Annotated in this window: 16 protein-coding genes; 5 read left to right on the top strand and 11 right to left on the bottom strand. The window is 64.6% G+C overall.

The features are described from left to right. Nucleotides 1-95: 95 nt before the first annotated feature. On the bottom strand, nt 96-1,814 hold the full coding sequence (gene phaC, locus GW587_RS10175; protein WP_166101956.1) for a class I poly(R)-hydroxyalkanoic acid synthase: 1,719 nt from the start codon (nt 1,812-1,814) through the stop codon (nt 96-98). Between the two features lie 46 nt (nt 1,815-1,860). Here phaC and GW587_RS10170 point away from each other — a divergent pair, with 46 nt between their 5' ends. After that, the gene (locus GW587_RS10170) at nt 1,861-2,079 is read left to right on the top strand and encodes a hypothetical protein (RefSeq protein ID WP_166101953.1); all 219 of its coding nucleotides are present in this window, start codon (nt 1,861-1,863) and stop codon (nt 2,077-2,079) included. Nucleotides 2,080-2,096: 17 nt separating this feature from the next. On the opposite strand, the gene pgeF is transcribed toward GW587_RS10170, so the two are convergent. Together pgeF and GW587_RS10160 are read right to left on the bottom strand one after the other, a co-directional pair. Beyond that, nucleotides 2,097-2,885, bottom strand: coding sequence for a peptidoglycan editing factor PgeF (gene pgeF / locus GW587_RS10165; protein ID WP_166101950.1), 789 nt, complete (start codon nt 2,883-2,885; stop codon nt 2,097-2,099). Continuing rightward, nucleotides 2,885-3,934 (bottom strand): RluA family pseudouridine synthase, encoded by a 1,050-nt coding sequence (locus tag GW587_RS10160; protein ID WP_166101948.1) that lies wholly within the window; start codon nt 3,932-3,934, stop codon nt 2,885-2,887. The genes pgeF and GW587_RS10160 overlap by 1 nt, the downstream gene beginning before the upstream one ends. 63 nt (nt 3,935-3,997) lie before the next feature. Here GW587_RS10160 and GW587_RS10155 point away from each other — a divergent pair, with 63 nt between their 5' ends. Next, nucleotides 3,998-4,798 (top strand): outer membrane protein assembly factor BamD, encoded by an 801-nt coding sequence (locus GW587_RS10155; RefSeq protein ID WP_166101945.1) that lies wholly within the window; start codon nt 3,998-4,000, stop codon nt 4,796-4,798. Nucleotides 4,799-4,855: 57 nt separating this feature from the next. Here GW587_RS10155 and yaaA read toward each other — a convergent pair whose 3' ends face one another. Beyond that, a complete protein-coding gene (gene yaaA, locus GW587_RS10150; RefSeq protein ID WP_166101943.1) occupies nt 4,856-5,626 on the bottom strand; it encodes a peroxide stress protein YaaA in 771 nt (256 codons plus the stop codon). A 32-nt stretch (nt 5,627-5,658) separates the two neighbouring features. Here yaaA and GW587_RS10145 point away from each other — a divergent pair, with 32 nt between their 5' ends. The 3 genes from GW587_RS10145 to GW587_RS10135 all read left to right on the top strand — a co-directional run bounded on the left by GW587_RS10145 (nt 5,659) and on the right by GW587_RS10135 (nt 8,324). Next, nucleotides 5,659-6,099, top strand: coding sequence for a putative toxin-antitoxin system toxin component, PIN family (locus tag GW587_RS10145; RefSeq protein WP_166101941.1), 441 nt, complete (start codon nt 5,659-5,661; stop codon nt 6,097-6,099). A gap of 66 nt (nt 6,100-6,165) precedes the next feature. Continuing rightward, nucleotides 6,166-7,356 (top strand): pyridoxal phosphate-dependent aminotransferase, encoded by a 1,191-nt coding sequence (locus tag GW587_RS10140; protein ID WP_166101938.1) that lies wholly within the window; start codon nt 6,166-6,168, stop codon nt 7,354-7,356. A 14-nt stretch (nt 7,357-7,370) separates the two neighbouring features. Then, entirely contained in the window at nt 7,371-8,324 is a 954-nt protein-coding gene (locus GW587_RS10135; RefSeq protein WP_166101935.1) for an HD-GYP domain-containing protein, read from the top strand. Between the two features lie 3 nt (nt 8,325-8,327). Here GW587_RS10135 and GW587_RS10130 read toward each other — a convergent pair whose 3' ends face one another. From GW587_RS10130 to GW587_RS10100, 7 genes are read right to left on the bottom strand one after another with little or no spacing between them, the layout of a single operon-like run. Further along, nucleotides 8,328-9,671: a tetratricopeptide repeat protein gene (locus GW587_RS10130; RefSeq protein ID WP_229259379.1), complete on the bottom strand. Its 1,344-nt coding sequence runs from the start codon at nt 9,669-9,671 to the stop codon at nt 8,328-8,330. Beyond that, nucleotides 9,668-10,561, bottom strand: coding sequence for an ExeA family protein (locus GW587_RS10125; RefSeq protein WP_166101932.1), 894 nt, complete (start codon nt 10,559-10,561; stop codon nt 9,668-9,670). The genes GW587_RS10130 and GW587_RS10125 overlap by 4 nt, the downstream gene beginning before the upstream one ends. Next, nucleotides 10,562-12,358 (bottom strand): pilus (MSHA type) biogenesis protein MshL, encoded by a 1,797-nt coding sequence (gene mshL, locus GW587_RS10120; RefSeq protein WP_166101930.1) that lies wholly within the window; start codon nt 12,356-12,358, stop codon nt 10,562-10,564. Further along, nucleotides 12,359-12,718, bottom strand: coding sequence for a general secretion pathway protein GspB (locus GW587_RS10115; protein ID WP_166101927.1), 360 nt, complete (start codon nt 12,716-12,718; stop codon nt 12,359-12,361). It abuts the gene before it with no gap. Beyond that, nucleotides 12,703-13,491 carry a type II secretion system protein M gene (locus GW587_RS10110; protein ID WP_166101924.1) on the bottom strand — a complete coding sequence of 263 codons (789 nt, stop codon included), beginning with the start codon at nt 13,489-13,491 and terminating at the stop codon, nt 12,703-12,705. The genes GW587_RS10115 and GW587_RS10110 overlap by 16 nt, the downstream gene beginning before the upstream one ends. Further along, the gene (locus tag GW587_RS10105) at nt 13,488-14,165 is read right to left on the bottom strand and encodes a PilN family protein (protein WP_166101923.1); all 678 of its coding nucleotides are present in this window, start codon (nt 14,163-14,165) and stop codon (nt 13,488-13,490) included. Before GW587_RS10105 ends, GW587_RS10110 begins: the two co-directional genes overlap by 4 nt. Beyond that, nucleotides 14,162-15,109 carry a type IV pilus biogenesis protein PilM gene (locus tag GW587_RS10100; protein ID WP_166101920.1) on the bottom strand — a complete coding sequence of 316 codons (948 nt, stop codon included), beginning with the start codon at nt 15,107-15,109 and terminating at the stop codon, nt 14,162-14,164. The genes GW587_RS10105 and GW587_RS10100 overlap by 4 nt, the downstream gene beginning before the upstream one ends. Between the last annotated feature and the right edge of the window lie 88 nt (nt 15,110-15,197).

Here is a 15,197-nt window from a genome sequence, read left to right as displayed (position 1 = left end):
ATAAGCATATCTTGCACAATCTGATATAACTTTCAGGATTTATTGCAACGCAACCAATTTTATGGCTAAACAAACAGCGACTTTTCCTGACAGCATCAATCCGCCTTGACCTTCACATAGCGCCCCGGCGCCGGCTCGATCGGCTTGTAGCGCGCGTTGCCCGGCTTGGCCTTGGGCTTGACGTCCTTGCCGCCGTGCGTGGCCAGGAACTTGGCCCATTCCGGCCACCAGCTGCCAGGACTTTCCTTCGCCCCGGCCAGCCAGGCGTCGGCGCCCTTGGCCTTGCCGCCGTCGTTGGTCCAGTAGCTGCGCTTGTTCTTGGCCGGCGAGTTGATCACGCCCGCGATGTGGCCCGATGCGCCCAGCACGAAGCGGTTGGCTTTCGGCTTGCCGGGGTTGAGGATGGCCAGCGAGTCGAACGCCGACGGCCACGGCACGATGTGGTCCTCGCGCGAGCCGTAGATGAAGGCCGGTGCCTGGATCCGCGTGAGGTCGATCTTCTCGCCGGCCACCGTCAGTTCGCCGGTCTTCAGCTTGTTTTCGAGGTAGGTGTTGCGCAGATACCAGCAGAACATCGGCCCCGGCAGATTGGTGCTGTCCGAGTTCCAGTACAGTAGGTCGAACGGCGGTGGTTCGTTGCCTTTCAGGTAGTTGGACTGCACGTAGTTCCACACCAGGTCGTTCGGGCGCAGGCTGGAGAAGGTGCTGGCCAGGTCGCGGCCCGGCATCAGTCCGCCGCCCTTGAGCTGCTGCTCGCGCATCGACACCTGCGCCTCGTCGACGAACACGTCCAGCACGCCGGTGTCGTTGAAGTCGAGGAAGGTGGTCAGCAAGGTCAGGCTGGAGGCCGGCTGCTCGCCGCGCGCCGCCAACACCGCCAGCGCGGTCGAGACGATGGTCCCGCCGACGCAGAAGCCGAACATGTTCAGCTGCTCCTGCCCGCTGATATCCTGCGTCACGCGGATGGCGTCGATGACGCCCTTCTCGACATAGTCGTCCCAGGTGGTCCCGGCCAGCGATTGATCCGGATTGCTCCACGACACCATGAACACCGTGTTGCCCTGCTCCACCGCATAGCGCACCAGCGAGTTTTCCGGCTGCAGGTCGAGGATGTAATATTTGTTGATGCACGGCGGCACCATCAGCAGTGGCCGCTGGTGCACCGTCGGCGTGGTCGGCGTGTATTGGATCAGCTGGTACAGCGGCGTCTCGTACACCACCGTGCCCGGCGTCATGGCCAGGTTGCGACCCACCTCGAACGCGGATTCGTCCGACAGCGAGATATGCCCCTTGTTCATGTCGGCCAGCATGTTGGCCATGCCTTTGGTCAGGCTCTCGCCTTTGGTTTCGATCAACTTTTGCTGCGCTTCCGGATTGGTGGCGAGGAAGTTGGCGGGCGACATCGCGTCGACGATCTGCTGCACGGCGAAGCGGATCTTCTGCTTTTGCTGCGGCGTGGTCTCGACCGTGTCGACCATGGCGTTCAGGAATTTGGCGTTCAGCAGGTATGATGCGGCGTTGAAGGACGACATCGGGTTGCCCTGCCAGGCCGCCGAACTGAAACGGCGGTCGTGCAGGTCCGGGCGTTTGCCCGCGAGGAAGTCCTGCCACAGGCCGGCAAAGTCATCCATGTACTGGTTTTTCAGCTTTTCCATCGCGTCCGGCTTCACGCCGGCGCCGACATCCTGCATCATGGCGGCCAGCGGGTTGGCTTCGGCCGGCGGCGCCATGCTGAACCAGGACTGCCACTGGCCGGGATCGCTCATCTGCGACATCCAGGCGTTGGCAATGGCTTGAGGATCGGGCAAATTCATGTGTGATTCCCTAAAAATAGTTTGAATATCTTTACTTGGGCTGCTGATGCTGATTGTTGCTATTGCCTGGATCTATGTGGTCGGCCTGATGGCGCTGACCGAACCGTCCATCATTGCGGGAATTGTAACGTTTTTGTTCTATTGCGCGCTACCGCTCGGGACCCTACTGTACATAGCGGGGACGGGAAAGCGCAAGGCCCGCCGCCGCGCCGAGGAATTGGCGGCGCACGAGGCCAGGAAAGCGGCCGCCGAAGACGGAGACTAAGCCCGCTCCGGCCCGCTTCATTTGATCCAGATCAAACTGGCTTGTCGTCCAGTGACGCCGTCGCGGCGGAAGGAGTAAAACCGGCCGGAATTGGAAACGGTGCAGAACTCGCCGCCATGCACCTCCATCACGCCGGCGCGGTGCAGCAGATAGCGCGCCAGGCCGTAGATGTCGCACAACTGCTTGCCCGGTTTGCCTTCGATGGGCGAAAACGCCGCCGTCACATGCCGTACGCCGGAATCGTCGACGGCGCCGGCCAGGAAGGCCTGCATCACGTCCGGCCCGACCTCGAACTGGTACTGGCCGATCGCCGGTCCCATCCACGCCATCAATTCGCCGGCGCCGGCGGCCCGCATCGCTTCCACCGTCCGCTCCAGCACGCCGTTCGCCAGCCCGCGCCAGCCGGCGTGCGCGGCCGCCACGGTCTTGCCCTCGCGGTCGCAGAACAGCACCGGCAGGCAGTCGGCGGTCATGATGACGCAGACCTTGCCGGCGATGGTGCTGAGGCTGGCGTCGGCCTCCGGCACCTGCTGCGGCGCCACTCTGGCCAGGTCGACCACCGCCGTGCCGTGCACCTGCGACAGCCAGGCCGGCACGCCCGGCAGCTGCTCGGTCAGGATGGAGCGGTTTTGCGCCACCATGTGAGGCTGGTCGCCGACGTGGGTGCCCAGGTTCAGGCCGCCGCTGCCCATGCCGTCGTCATACGGCGCGGGGCTGACGCCGCCGCGCCGCGTGGTCGACAGCACGCCGACATTGGCCGGCAAGCCGGGCCAGTGCGGAATCAACCATTGCGGCTGGATCGACATCAGATTTGTTCCGGTTCCTCGATGCCGGCGCGGGCCAACAACGCGGCGAAGTCGTCGGCCAGCGGCACCGTCCACTCGCACGGCTCGCCGGTGGCCGGATGCACCAGCCCCAGGCGACGCGCTTGCAACGCCTGGCGCGGGAAATAATCGGCCAGGTGCTGCTTGCCGTAAGTGGTGTCGCCGACCAGCGGGAAGCCGATCGACATCATGTGCACGCGGATCTGGTGGGTGCGGCCCGTTTCCAGGCGGCATTGCACTAGCGTCACCGGACGGCCCTCGCCCAGCTTGCCGCCGCCCAGCACCTGATAGTGGGTGATGGCCGGCTTCGAGCCCATGCCGGTCGACACCGCCATCTTGATGCGGTCCTTCGGATGGCGGCCCATCGAGGCGTCGATGGTGCCGCTGACGCGCGGCATGCCCCACACCACGGCAAAATATTCACGTTTGACGGTGCGCGCGGCCAGCTGGCGCACCAGGTCGGTCTGCGCCGGCAGGTTCTTGCCGACCACCATCAGGCCGCTGGTGTCCTTGTCCAGCCGGTGCACGATGCCGGCGCGCGGCACGCCGGCCAGCGGCGGATAGTGGTGCAGCAGGCCGTTGAGCAGCGTGCCGGACCAGTTACCGGCGCCCGGATGGACCACCAGCCCGGCCGGTTTGTTGATCACGATCAGGTGTTCGTCTTCGTAAACGATGTTAAGTTCCATCGGCTCCGGTTTAAAAGCCTCGTCTTCCGGCGCCGGTTGGGGCAGAATGACGATCTTCTCGTCGCCGTAGACGGTGTCCTTGGTGCTTTTCGCCGGTTTGCCGTCGACGGTGACGAAGCCGTCGGTGATCCACATCTGCAGGCGGCCGCGGGAAAATTGCGGTACCAGTCCGGAGATCACTTTATCGAGGCGCTGGCCGCAGGCTTCAGGGGTCAGTTCCAGTTCGATCGGAGCCAGGCCGTCGTCCTCGTCGCCAAAATCGCCGTCCTGTGCAACCAGCAGGTCGGTATCGGTGTCATGATCGGAGGAAGATTCGGCCGAATTCGGCTTTGCAGTTAATATCACGGTAATCCTATCGGCTATAATAGCCTCGTAAAACTTTGGTTAAACAGCTTCTTGCAAAACAATATGCAAAAAAAATTATCAGTAGTCGCAGCAACGTTTGTTCTGCTTAGTTTGTCCGCTTGCGGCATTTTCTCTGAGAAAGCCGACGAGACGAAAGGTTGGAGCGCTACGAAATTATACTCGGAGGCGACCGAAGAACTCGAAGGTCAGCACTACGAACGTGCAATTCAGTTGTATGAAAAGCTGGAATCGAGCTATCCGTTCGGCACCTACGCCCAGCAGGCGCAGCTGCAAATCGCCTACGCCTACTACAAATCGCAGGATCAGGCCCAGGCCCTGGCGGCGGTCGAGCGCTTCATCAAGCTGCACCCGAACCACGCCAATGTCGATTACATGTACTACCTGCGCGGCCTGGTCAGCTTCAACGACCAGATCGGCTTCCTGAACTTCATCTACGAGCAGGACGCCACCGAACGCGACCCGAAAGCGACGCGCGAAGCGTATGCGGCGTTCAAGGAACTGGTGGTCAAGTTCCCAAACAGCAAGTATACGCCGGATTCGCTGGACCGTATGCGTTATCTGCTGAACGCGATGGCGTCGTATGAAGTGCACGTGGCGCGCTATTACTACCGTCGCGGCGCCTATCTGGCTGCCGCCAACCGCGCCATGGGCATCATGAACGATTACCGCGACTCGCCGGCGATCGAAGAGGCGCTGTTCATCATGATCCGCAGCTACGACAAGCTGGGCATGACCGAATTGCGCGACGATACGATGCGCGTATTCAAGCTGAACTACCCATCCAGCAAGTTCCTGGACGAAGGCAAAAAGGCCGAGCGTCACTGGTGGAAACTCTGGAACTAAGCTGAAACTGAGCTAAAACCGGGACCCAGGTCCCGGTTTTTTATTATTTACACGGTTTTACTCGGCCACTTTACGGCGGAAAATCCAGGTCTTGTCGTCCGAATCCTTCTTGTCGAAGGCATAGCCGTCGAGGTTGAATTTCTTCAGCTTCAACGGATCGGTGATGCCCTTGACCGCCGCGTAGCGCGCCATCAGCCCGCGCGCGCGCTTGGCGTAGAACGAGATGATTTTGTACTTGCCGTTTTTCCAGTCCTCGAACTGCGGCGTGATCACCGGCACGTCCAGCAGCTTGGGTTTGACCGACTTGAAATACTCCTCGGACGCCAGGTTGACCAGCGTTTCGGCGCCCTGCTCGCTCGCGTGCTGGTTCAGCGCCCGGGTGATGGTTTCGCCCCAGAACGCGTACAGATCCTTGCCGCGCGGGTTGCTCAGGCGGGTGCCCATTTCCAGCCGGTGCGGGTGGATCAGGTCCAACGGCCGCAGCATGCCGTACAAACCGGACAGGATGCGGATGCGCGATTGCGCGTAGGCCAGCTGCGCCGGTTTCAGCGAGCGCGCGTCGAGGCCGCCGTAGACGTCGCCGTTGAAGGCCATCACGGCCTGGCGGCCTTCGGAAGTATCCTTGCTCCACGACGCATAACGGGCGACGTTGAGCGCAGACAGATTATCGGACAGGTCCATCAGCTCGCCGATCTGCACCGGCGAAAATTCGCGCAGACGGCCGATCAGCTGTTCGGAGTGGTCGAGAAAAGACGGTTGAGTGTGCAGCTTGGTGGTCGGCGGGGTGTCGAGGTCGAGACTTTTTGCGGGCGAAAGCACTATCAGCATAAGATTCCAAAAACATTTACAAGATTTCCCACATGATACCTGTTCCTAAGAAACGCATCGTCATCGACACCAATGTTTGCCTCGACCTGTTCGTCTTCAAGGATCCGCGCTGGGGCGAACTGCTGGGCGCCATCGAGAGCGGCGCGGTCGAGGCCATCACCCGCGCCGATTGCCGCGACGAATACAATATCGTGCTGCACTACAAGCACCTGCCGCTGGACGACGACAGCCGTCCGCTGGCGTCCGCCCGCTTCGACCAGCTGATTCAAGTGGTGTCGCCGCCGGAATCGGGCGTGCGGCTGCCGGTCTGCACCGACAAGGACGATCAGAAATTCCTCGAACTGGCGCGCGACGCCAACGCCGATGTGCTGATCACCAAGGACAAGGCGCTGCTGAAACTGGCGCGGCGCCTGGCCAAGGCCGGCATGTTCAAGGTGATGGTGCCGGAGGCGTGGTCGCTCGAAGCGGAATGAGCATCAAGGCAACACCAAGCCGGTGGCCTGCGCTAGAATAGGCTCTCTGTCCACTACCAAGTCGCCATGAACAGCCGCAACAACACGCCGAGCACCGATCCGGTCACCCCGGTCCTCACCAGCCGCCTGCCGGCCGTCGGGACCACCGTTTTCACCCGCATGTCGACGTTGGCGGCGCAAGCCGGCGCCGTCAACCTCGGCCAGGGCTTCCCCGACTTCGGCTGCGAGCGCAGCCTGCTGCAGGCCGTCAACGACGCCATGCAGGCCGACTTCAACCAATACCCGATGATGCACGGCGCGCCGGTGCTGCGTCAGGCCATCGTCGACAAGGTCGCCGCCATCTACGGCCACCGCTACGACGTCAACACCGAGATCACCGTGACCGCCGGCGCCACCCAGGCGCTGACCACGGCCATCCTGTGTTGCGTCCATCCGGGCGACGAGGTGATCGTCATCGAGCCGGTCTACGACAGCTACGTGCCGGCGGTGACGCTGGCCGGCGGCGTGCCGGTGTCGGTGGAGATGGAGCTCGGCGCCGATGGCTATAGCGTGCCGTGGTCCAAGGTCGCGGCCGCCGTCAACGGCAAGACCCGCCTGATCATTATCAACACCCCGCACAATCCAACCGGCAGCGTGCTGCGCGCCGCCGACATGCAGGCGCTGGCCGACATCGTGCGCGGCACCGAGGTGCTGATCCTGTCGGACGAGGTCTACGAACACATGGTCTACGACGGCCAGCGGCACGAATCGGTATGCCGCCACCCGGAACTGGCGGCGCGCGCCTTTGTCGTCTCCAGCTTCGGCAAGACCTACCACGTCACCGGCTGGAAGATCGGCTACGTCGCCGCGCCGGCCGGCCTGACGGCCGAGTTCCGCAAGGTGCACCAGTACAACGTATTCAGCATCAACACGCCCATGCAGCACGGCATCGCCAGCTACATGGCCGATCCGAAGCCGTACCTGGAACTGCCGGCGTTCTACCAGCGCAAGCGCGACCTGTTCCGCGACGGCCTGAAAAACACGCGCTTTGAATTGATGCCCGCCGACGGCACCTATTTCCAGTGCGTGCGCTACGATAAAATTTCGACCCAGACGGAAGCCGAGTTCGCCGAGTGGCTGACCACCGAAATCAAGGTCGCGGCCATTCCGGTGTCGGCGTTCTACCAGCAAGGCAAGGAGTCGGGCATCGTCCGCTTCTGCTTCGCTAAAAGAGATGAGACCCTGGCGCTCGCCCTGGAGCGGCTGGGCAAAGTTTAATTCGGGATCGCAAAATGTCCGACACCAATCAAGTCGATGCGTCACCGTCGGTGCTGAACCTGCTCAACCAGAGCAACCGGCGGCTGGAACGCCTGCTGCAAACGCTGCACACCGAGCGCAACGCCGAAGCGGAGCTGCGCGACATCGCGCGCGACGTCATTCACGCGGTCGAGCTCGATCCGGACATCGCGCTGGCGACCATCTTCCTCAGCCAGATCGCCGGCACCTACGCGGTGCGGCACTGTATCGAGACCGCCGTGGTGACGGTGGTGATCGCGCGCCGCATGGGTAAGAGCGCGGCCGAGATCCAGACCGTGACCGCCGCCGCGCTGACCATGAACGTCGGCATGCTGCGCCACAACGAGTCCTTCCAGAACAAGAGCAGCCCGCTCAGCAACGAGGAGTTGGCGATCGTGCGCAGCCATCCCGAGGAAAGCGCGGATCTGCTCAAATATGCCGGAGTGCAGGACCAGGAATGGATTTCCTGCGTGCTGCTGCACCATGAAAACGATGACGGCAGCGGTTATCCGGCCGGCGTCGCCAGCCCGGAGGTGACGCTGAACGCCAAGCTGCTCAGCCTGGCGGACCGCTATTGCGCGCAGGTGTCGGCGCGCAATTACCGCAAGTCGGTGCTGCCGGATCGGGCGATGCGCAATCTGGCCGAGGACAAGGCGGCGCCGTGCGATCCGCAGCTGCTGGAGCATTTCCAACGCGAGCTCGGCGACTTTCCGCCGGGCTGCCTGGTGCGGCTGGCCGATGGCGGTATCGGTGTGGTCAGCCGCCGCCAGGGCTGCAGCAATGGCTTGCAGGTGCACTCGCTGCGCGATCCGTCCGGCGCAATGCTGACGCCGGCCCAGCCGCGCTGTCTGAGCGACGGCGAATGGCGCATCGCCGAGGCGCTCAGCGAAGACCAGGCGTCCACCCGTTTCAGCATGAAGCAGATCTGGGGTGCGCGCGCCAGCCTGTGATGCTTAGCGCGGCAGCTGTTCCAGCTTGCGGTCGATGAAGGCTTGCAGTTCCGGCGTCAGGCCGTTGGCTGCGCGGGCGCGGGTGTAGGCGTCGCGCGCTTCCGGCAGATGTTGTCCGGCCTGCAGGGAAATGCCGAGGCCCATCCACCAGACACCGTTGCCCGGCGATAGTCTCAAGGCGTCGCGATAGTGCTGCACCGCTTCGGTGTGACGCTGTTCGCGTTGCAGCACGCCGGCCAGGAAGCCGTGGTATTCGGCGTTGTTGCCGGCGTACGGCAAGGTCGTCAACAGCGTCTGCAATGCCGGGCCGCCCTTCTCCAACTGCAAGCGCGCCAGCACCATCGCCAGGCTGGGCTGGCGCGGGTCGATGCCCAGCGCCAGACGCAATTGGCGGATGGCGTCGTCGCTGCGCTTGTTTTCCAACAGCAGGCTGACGTAGGTTTGGCGCGCGGCGTCGTTGCGCGGATCGATTTCCACCGCTTTCTCCAGGTCGGTCAGCGCGTTGCTGACGCGGCCTTCCTGCAACGAGGTCAAGCCGCGACGGTAAGTGTTTTCCGCCATCTGCTTGGGCGTCAGGTCGTTCACAGCGCCGTTGGCCGAGGCGGCGGGCGCGGCGGACTTGCGCGAGCGAGCTGGCGCCGGCGCCGGCTGGTCCGGAGTGTCCGACTCTGCTGCAGCCGAGCGCGCCGCGCGTTTGGCGCCGGGCATGGCGGGCAAATTCATGCGTGCGTCCCGTTCCGGTGCGCCGGCCGAGGCCGGCTCGTGCCGCGCCGCGACGTCGGATGCGGCGGCGGGTGCCGATGTCGCCGGCAAGGGAGCGGTGACGGGCGCCGATGCGGCCGGCGAGTGCGCGGCGGCGGACGCTGATGACGACGCTGCTGGAGCGAGGGCGGGCGCTGGCGAGGCCGATGCGGCGGCTGCTGATGCACGCGATGCCGAAGCGTAATCGGCCGCATGCGGCGCAGCGACGGCAGAATTGGCCGCATGCGGCGCAGCGACGGCGGAATCGGCCGCATGCGGCGCGGCGACGGCGGATTCGGGCGACGCGGCGATGGCATTCGGCTGCTGGAGAGGCGGCTGCCCGGACACATGCTGGCCGGCCAGCTTCGGCGCCGAAACAGGCGTTGAAACAGGCGCCGGACCAGCCGCCACGCCGTGGCCCTGCCAGTATTGCCAGCCATACCAACCACCGGCAGCCAACGCCAGCAGCGCAGCGCCACCGCAGGCCAGCACCAACGGCTGCCGGTGGCGCTCGGCCGGCGGCGCCGCCTTCAACTCCGGCGCGTGCGCCGCGCCGGCGCCGCCGCGCGCGTCGAGATCCTGCAGCATTTTATTTATCAGGCTCATCTGGTCAACGCCCACGTCAGTCCGCTGGCGGCGATCAGCACGCTGACCCCGGCCGCCAGCCAAGTCAGGCGCCGATGCTTGCCTCCGGGGACGGTGTCGTTGGCGGCCAGGTTCACATGCCGCCGCGTGACCTGCTGCTTGCCTTCGCCGAAACACAGCATCAGCGCCTTGTTGGCCATGATATTGACCAGCCTTGGAATGCCGCCACTGGCCTTGAACAGCCGGTCGAGCGCGCCACGGCTGAACAGCCGGCTGCCGGTGTAGCCGGCCACACGCAAGCGGTGCGCCAGATAATATTCCATGTCGTCGCGGTTCAACGGCCCCAGATGGTAATGGAAGGTGATCCGCTGCGCCAATTGACGTATCGAGTTGGCCTGCAAATGCTGGTTCAGCTCCGGCTGGCCGAACAGCACGATCTGCAGCAGCTTGCGTTTTTCGGTTTCCAGGTTGGTCAGCAGGCGCAGCGCTTCCAGGCTCTCCACCGGAATCGCCTGCGCCTCGTCCAGGCACAGCAGCACCTGCTTGCCCTGCGCCGCCAGCTCCATCAGCCGGAACGTGATCGACTTCAGCAACTGATGCTGATCGACGTCGCGCGCCAGCGTCAGCGACAGCTCGTCGGCCAGGGCCAGCATCAGCGTGCGCGGCTCCAGATAGGGATTGGGAATATAGGCCGTGTGGAAATCGTCGCCCAGGGTCGCAATGAATTTACGGCACAACAGCGTCTTGCCGGTGCCCACTTCGCCGGTGATCTTGATGAAGCCTTCGCCGCTCCGGGCCGCCACCAGCAGCGTGTTCAACGCCTGCTGCGAATGCGGACTGGTGAAGAAAAAGCTGGTATCCGGGGTGATCCCGAACGGCATCTCGCCCAAGCCGAAGTGCGACGTATACATTTAGCGGCTTCCCCCGTTGCGGCGCGGATCGAGCTGCTCGATGCGGCGGCTGGAATCCTCCAGATCCTGCGCATAGCTGGACGCGCCATCGACGATGCTCGGCTTGATCAGCACCACCAGCTCGCGTTTCTGCGTGCCGCGATCGGTGTTGCGGAACAGCGCGCCGACGATCGGCAGGTCGCCCGCGCCCGGCAGCTGGCTGGTGTCGGCGGTGCTGGACTGGCGCATCAGGCCGCCGATGGCGACGATGTGGCCGTCCTGGCCGCGCACCATGCTGTCCATTTCCGAAGTGCTGGACGCCGCCAGCGGCAGTTGCAGCGAACCGGCGCTGCCGAGGTTGACCACTTTGTTGATGGTCGACACCTGGCTGACCGACGGGTGCACATGCAGCATGATGTTGCCGTCTTCATCGATCTGCGGCGTCACGTCCAGCACCACGCCGGAGAAGAACGGCTGCAGCGTCACGTTCGGGCTGGTGGTGTTGCCGCTGATGTTGGAGTTGGTGGTGGTGCTGACGCCGGTCACGTAAAACTCGTCGGTGCCGATCTTCAGCACGGCCTTCTGGTTGTTCATGGTCGCGATACGCGGGCTCGACAGCACGTGCACCGAGCCTTGCGACTCCAGGAAGGAAATCATCGCGGCGAAATTACTGGTCTGGAACGCCAGGCCGAACAGCGAGCCGGCATTGTTGGCCGCGTTCGCCAGCGACAGGCTCGGCGTGGCCGTGATGCCGATGGTGCCGCCGCTGGTCATCGAAGTCGCCGCTCCGGCCGGCGTCAGCGGCGACAATCCGGTGCCCGGCGCGATAAAGCCGGTCGACAGTTTTTTACTGCCGCTGCCGAACGAGCCGAACGAGGCCCAGTTGATGCCGCTCTGGTAGCCGCTGTTCAGCTGCACCTCGAGAATCTTCGCCTCCAGGATGACCTGGCGCTCGACCGCCAGCCGGGTCGCCTTCAGATACTGCTCGACGCTGCGCAACTGCTCAGGCAAGGCGCGCACCACGACCACGCCCGACTGCGGGCTGATGACCACGCTGCGGCCGTCGCCGACGCCGCCGACCAGGGCCACCAGCGCCTCCTTGAGCTCGGACCAGAAATCGCTGGACGAGGACGTCTTGACGTTGCTGGCGTCGTCCAGCGTGGTGGTGACCTGCTGGCCCGGCTGCGGCTGCTGCGGCTGGTTGTTCTGGCCGTTGCTGCCGTTGCCGGTCTGGCCGGAGGTGGTCGAGCCGACCGTGTTCACCGACGTCGACGACACCCGCACATTGGACGAACCCTTGCGCGTCGCGCTCAGGTAATTGACCTGGAAGATACGGCTCTGCATGGTCAGCGGGCGGATGTAGATGCGCGTGCCTTCGACCTTGTAGTCGTAGCCGTACATTTCGCGCACGGCGTCCAGCGCCTCGAACAGCGTCACGTCCTTCAGGTTGGCGGTGATCACGCCGCTGACGTCCGGGTGGACCAGCATGTTGTAGCGGGTGCCGGTGGCGATGGAGTTGAAGAACTGTTGCACCGGCACCTGGTTGAAGGACACGTTGAAGCGCTCCTCCATGACCGCGCGCGCCTTCGGCAGTTCGGCCGCCATGCTGCTGACCGGCGGCAGCAACGCCGCCTGCACCGCCGCGTCGGTGGCCGGCTGCGACTTGGCCTGGGCCGCCGCCGCCTTGACTTGCTGGCCGATGGTGTCGTAGGTGTCGCGCGGCGCTTGCGACTGGCAAGCGGCCAGGCTGGCGCAGGCGCACAGCAATGCCAGGCGTCGGATCGTGGTGTGCATCATGTGGTTTTCATGGGTTGTCATCTAGGGTTTCCCTGTCGGTTCAGCGGCCTTGGCCGGTACAGGAAACAAGGTCAGGGTTTCCAGATTTTTGCCTCGCCGCAGCACCACCGAGGTTTCGTTAATGCGCGTCAGCACGGCGCCGCCCACCTTGCCGCCTTCGCGCAGGGTGACGCCGTCGATCACCGCCACGCGGCGTCCGCCGGGAGTGCGGCCGATCAAGATCGATTGCAGACGCGGCCCGGATGCCTCGCCATCCGCGCCCAGCTGCTGCGGCGACGAAAATGCGGCCGGCGGCCGGGTCGGATCGGCCAATTGCGCCTGCGCCAGCGGCGGCAAGGCCAGCAGCACGGCGATCAGCACGCGGTTCACAGCGCTATCCATTTTTGGTCCAGGCTCAAGGTGTACAGCGTCAGCGTCAGCCGCGCCTGCGGGTATTTTTGCGCATCGAGCGCGGCGCCGCCCCAGAACAGCCGGGTCGGCATGTGTTCCAGCGCCTGCAAATAATTGACCATGTCCGGGTAGCTGCCTTCCAGCACCAGCTGCACGCCGTGGCGGAACAGCAGCGACGGTTGCGGCGGCGCGGCCGGCGCGAGCGCGGGCGTGGCCCCGGCTGCGGCCGGAGCCGGCGCGGCAAGCACGGCGGCCAGAGGCGTCGGCACCGTCGCGGCGACGGCGGGCGTCGGCGTGGCGGCGGGCTCGTCGCCAGCGGAAGCCGGGAACTGCCCATCGACCATGCCTTGCGGCGGCATGGTCTTCAGCGACACCAAGCGCAGCTTGCCGTGGCCCTGCACCATCTGCTGCAACAGCGGGCTCATCTTTTCTGGCGCGACCATGCCTTTTTGCGCGGTCCGCAGCGAGACACGCAAGGCCGCGCTGTCCTCCTGCAATCGCAGCAGGCGCTGGCGCAATTCCTTGTCCGGGTCCAGGCTGGACGCCGCATCCAGCTGCGCCAGTTCACCTTCGATCGCGGCGACCTGGGCGCGCTGCTGCTGCATCATGTCGCGCATGGCGCGCTGCTTGGCCCAACCGGGTTCGAGCACCAGTTGATAGGCCAGGAACACCAGCACCGCGCCGGCGGCGCCGAACGCCATCAGCCGCTCGCGCAAACTGAGCGCCATCGCCCACTGGTCCAGCTTGATCCAATATTGTTTCATGGCCGCCCTCCCGCAGCGTGCTCGACCGGGGCCGATTGCAGGCTGAATTCCACGTAGCGCGGCGTCGGCGCCGGCGCCGGCGCCGCTGTGGTTTGTGCGGCCTGCGCCGTTCCCAGCGCTTCCGGCTTGGGTTCGCTCATCTCCAGCCGGCCGAAGCTTTTACCGCGCAACACCGCCTCCCCGGCCAGACCGTCCAGATAGCCGGGCAACAAGCCGGCCTTCAGCGCCCTGCCCTGCAGGCCGATGCTGTGGCCGCTGCCATGGATGGTCACGCCGGTCAGCCACAGGCCGTCGACGCGCTTGCGCGCCAGCGCCTGGAAGTAGGCCGAATAACCGGGCGTATCGGCCGGTTTCCCCTGTTCCAGCAAGCCCGCGACCTGCTGCAGGTTGCGCAGTTGCAGGCCGGCTTGATCCACCTCCTGCTGCAGCGTCTCGCTTTTACGGCGCGGCACGAAGGCGGCCACGACGGTGGTCTTGCGCGTCTCGCGCACAGTCAAGTCGGCCTTGACCTGCGCCGCCTCGGCGCTGAGCGCGGCGGTCTGTTGGCTCACCACCAGGCTGGTCAAGACCACCACCGCCAGCACCCCGCCCAACGCCGACGCCAGCATGGTGGTGGAAAAATAGTTCTTCTGCCGCTGAAAGCGCGGGTTGAACAGGTTGATTTGTTGGCTCATGCCTTGCGTTCCTCTTCGCGCAAGGCGGCGCCCAGCGTCGCCAGGAAGCTGTTCTGGGCGACAGCGTCGCGCAGGTGCTCCGCTTCGCTCAGGTCCAGCACCTTGGCCAGGTCGAGCTGCTCGACCGGCAGATACAGATTGCTGCTCAGATAAGCGAGCAGCTTGCCGTCACCGACCGGCGCCAGCACCAGCTTGGCCACGGCGACAAAATGGAACTGCCGCTCAAAGTGGTCCAGCGAGCGCTGCAATTCCAGCGTGATGCGGTCGTGCGCCTGCTGCAGGCGCTCCGCGTCCGGATCCATCAGCTGCGACAGTGGCACATCGATGCGGCGCGCCAGATACAGTTCGCCCTGGAAGCTCACGGTCAGCAGACCGCCGTCCTGGTCGAACGCCAGCAACGCCACGCCGCGCCCCTCCGGCTCCAGCATCGCCGAGATATTCCGTTGCGCCATTTCACCGATATCGATCGCCTCCAGCGGAATCTTGCTGTCGGCGAACAGCCGCTGGTGCTGCTCGATCGGACCGTTGCGCGCGGCCACCGCGAACGCCTGGCGGCTGTGGGAAGCGCCGGCGCTGGCCGGCGGCGGCAGCAGCGCCATGTCGATGGTCGCGTCTTCAAGCGGAAAGTCGATCATGTCCTTGACGCGCCAGCCGAGCGCGGTCTTCATTTCGTCGGCTGGAACATTCGGCGCTTCGACCATCAGCAACTGGTAGGCGCCGGCGCCGAGCAGGCTGGTGCAGCGATAGCGGTCCGCGTGCAGCTCGCGGCCGAGCTTGGCCAGGCTGGCGCCGTTCTGCTCGGCGCCGCCGGGATACGACACGGCCAGCCGCACCAGCGGCAGCGCGCCCGGACGCCGCTGCACCACCGCCGCCTGGACGCCGTCGGCGACCATGGCGATGGCCAGCCATCCTTCGCTCTTACCCGCTTTTCCAAATAAACCCATGCCGAATGTCTCGAATGATTAAGCGCGGCTTTCAATGTCGGCCGCATATCGTTGATTATATTCAAGTTTCACTACTGTTTTGGGGCAA

The organism is Duganella aceris (assembly GCF_011090165.1).
Lineage (GTDB): Bacteria > Pseudomonadota > Gammaproteobacteria > Burkholderiales > Burkholderiaceae_D > Rugamonas > Rugamonas aceris.
This window is presented reverse-complemented; position numbering and strand designations above follow the sequence as displayed.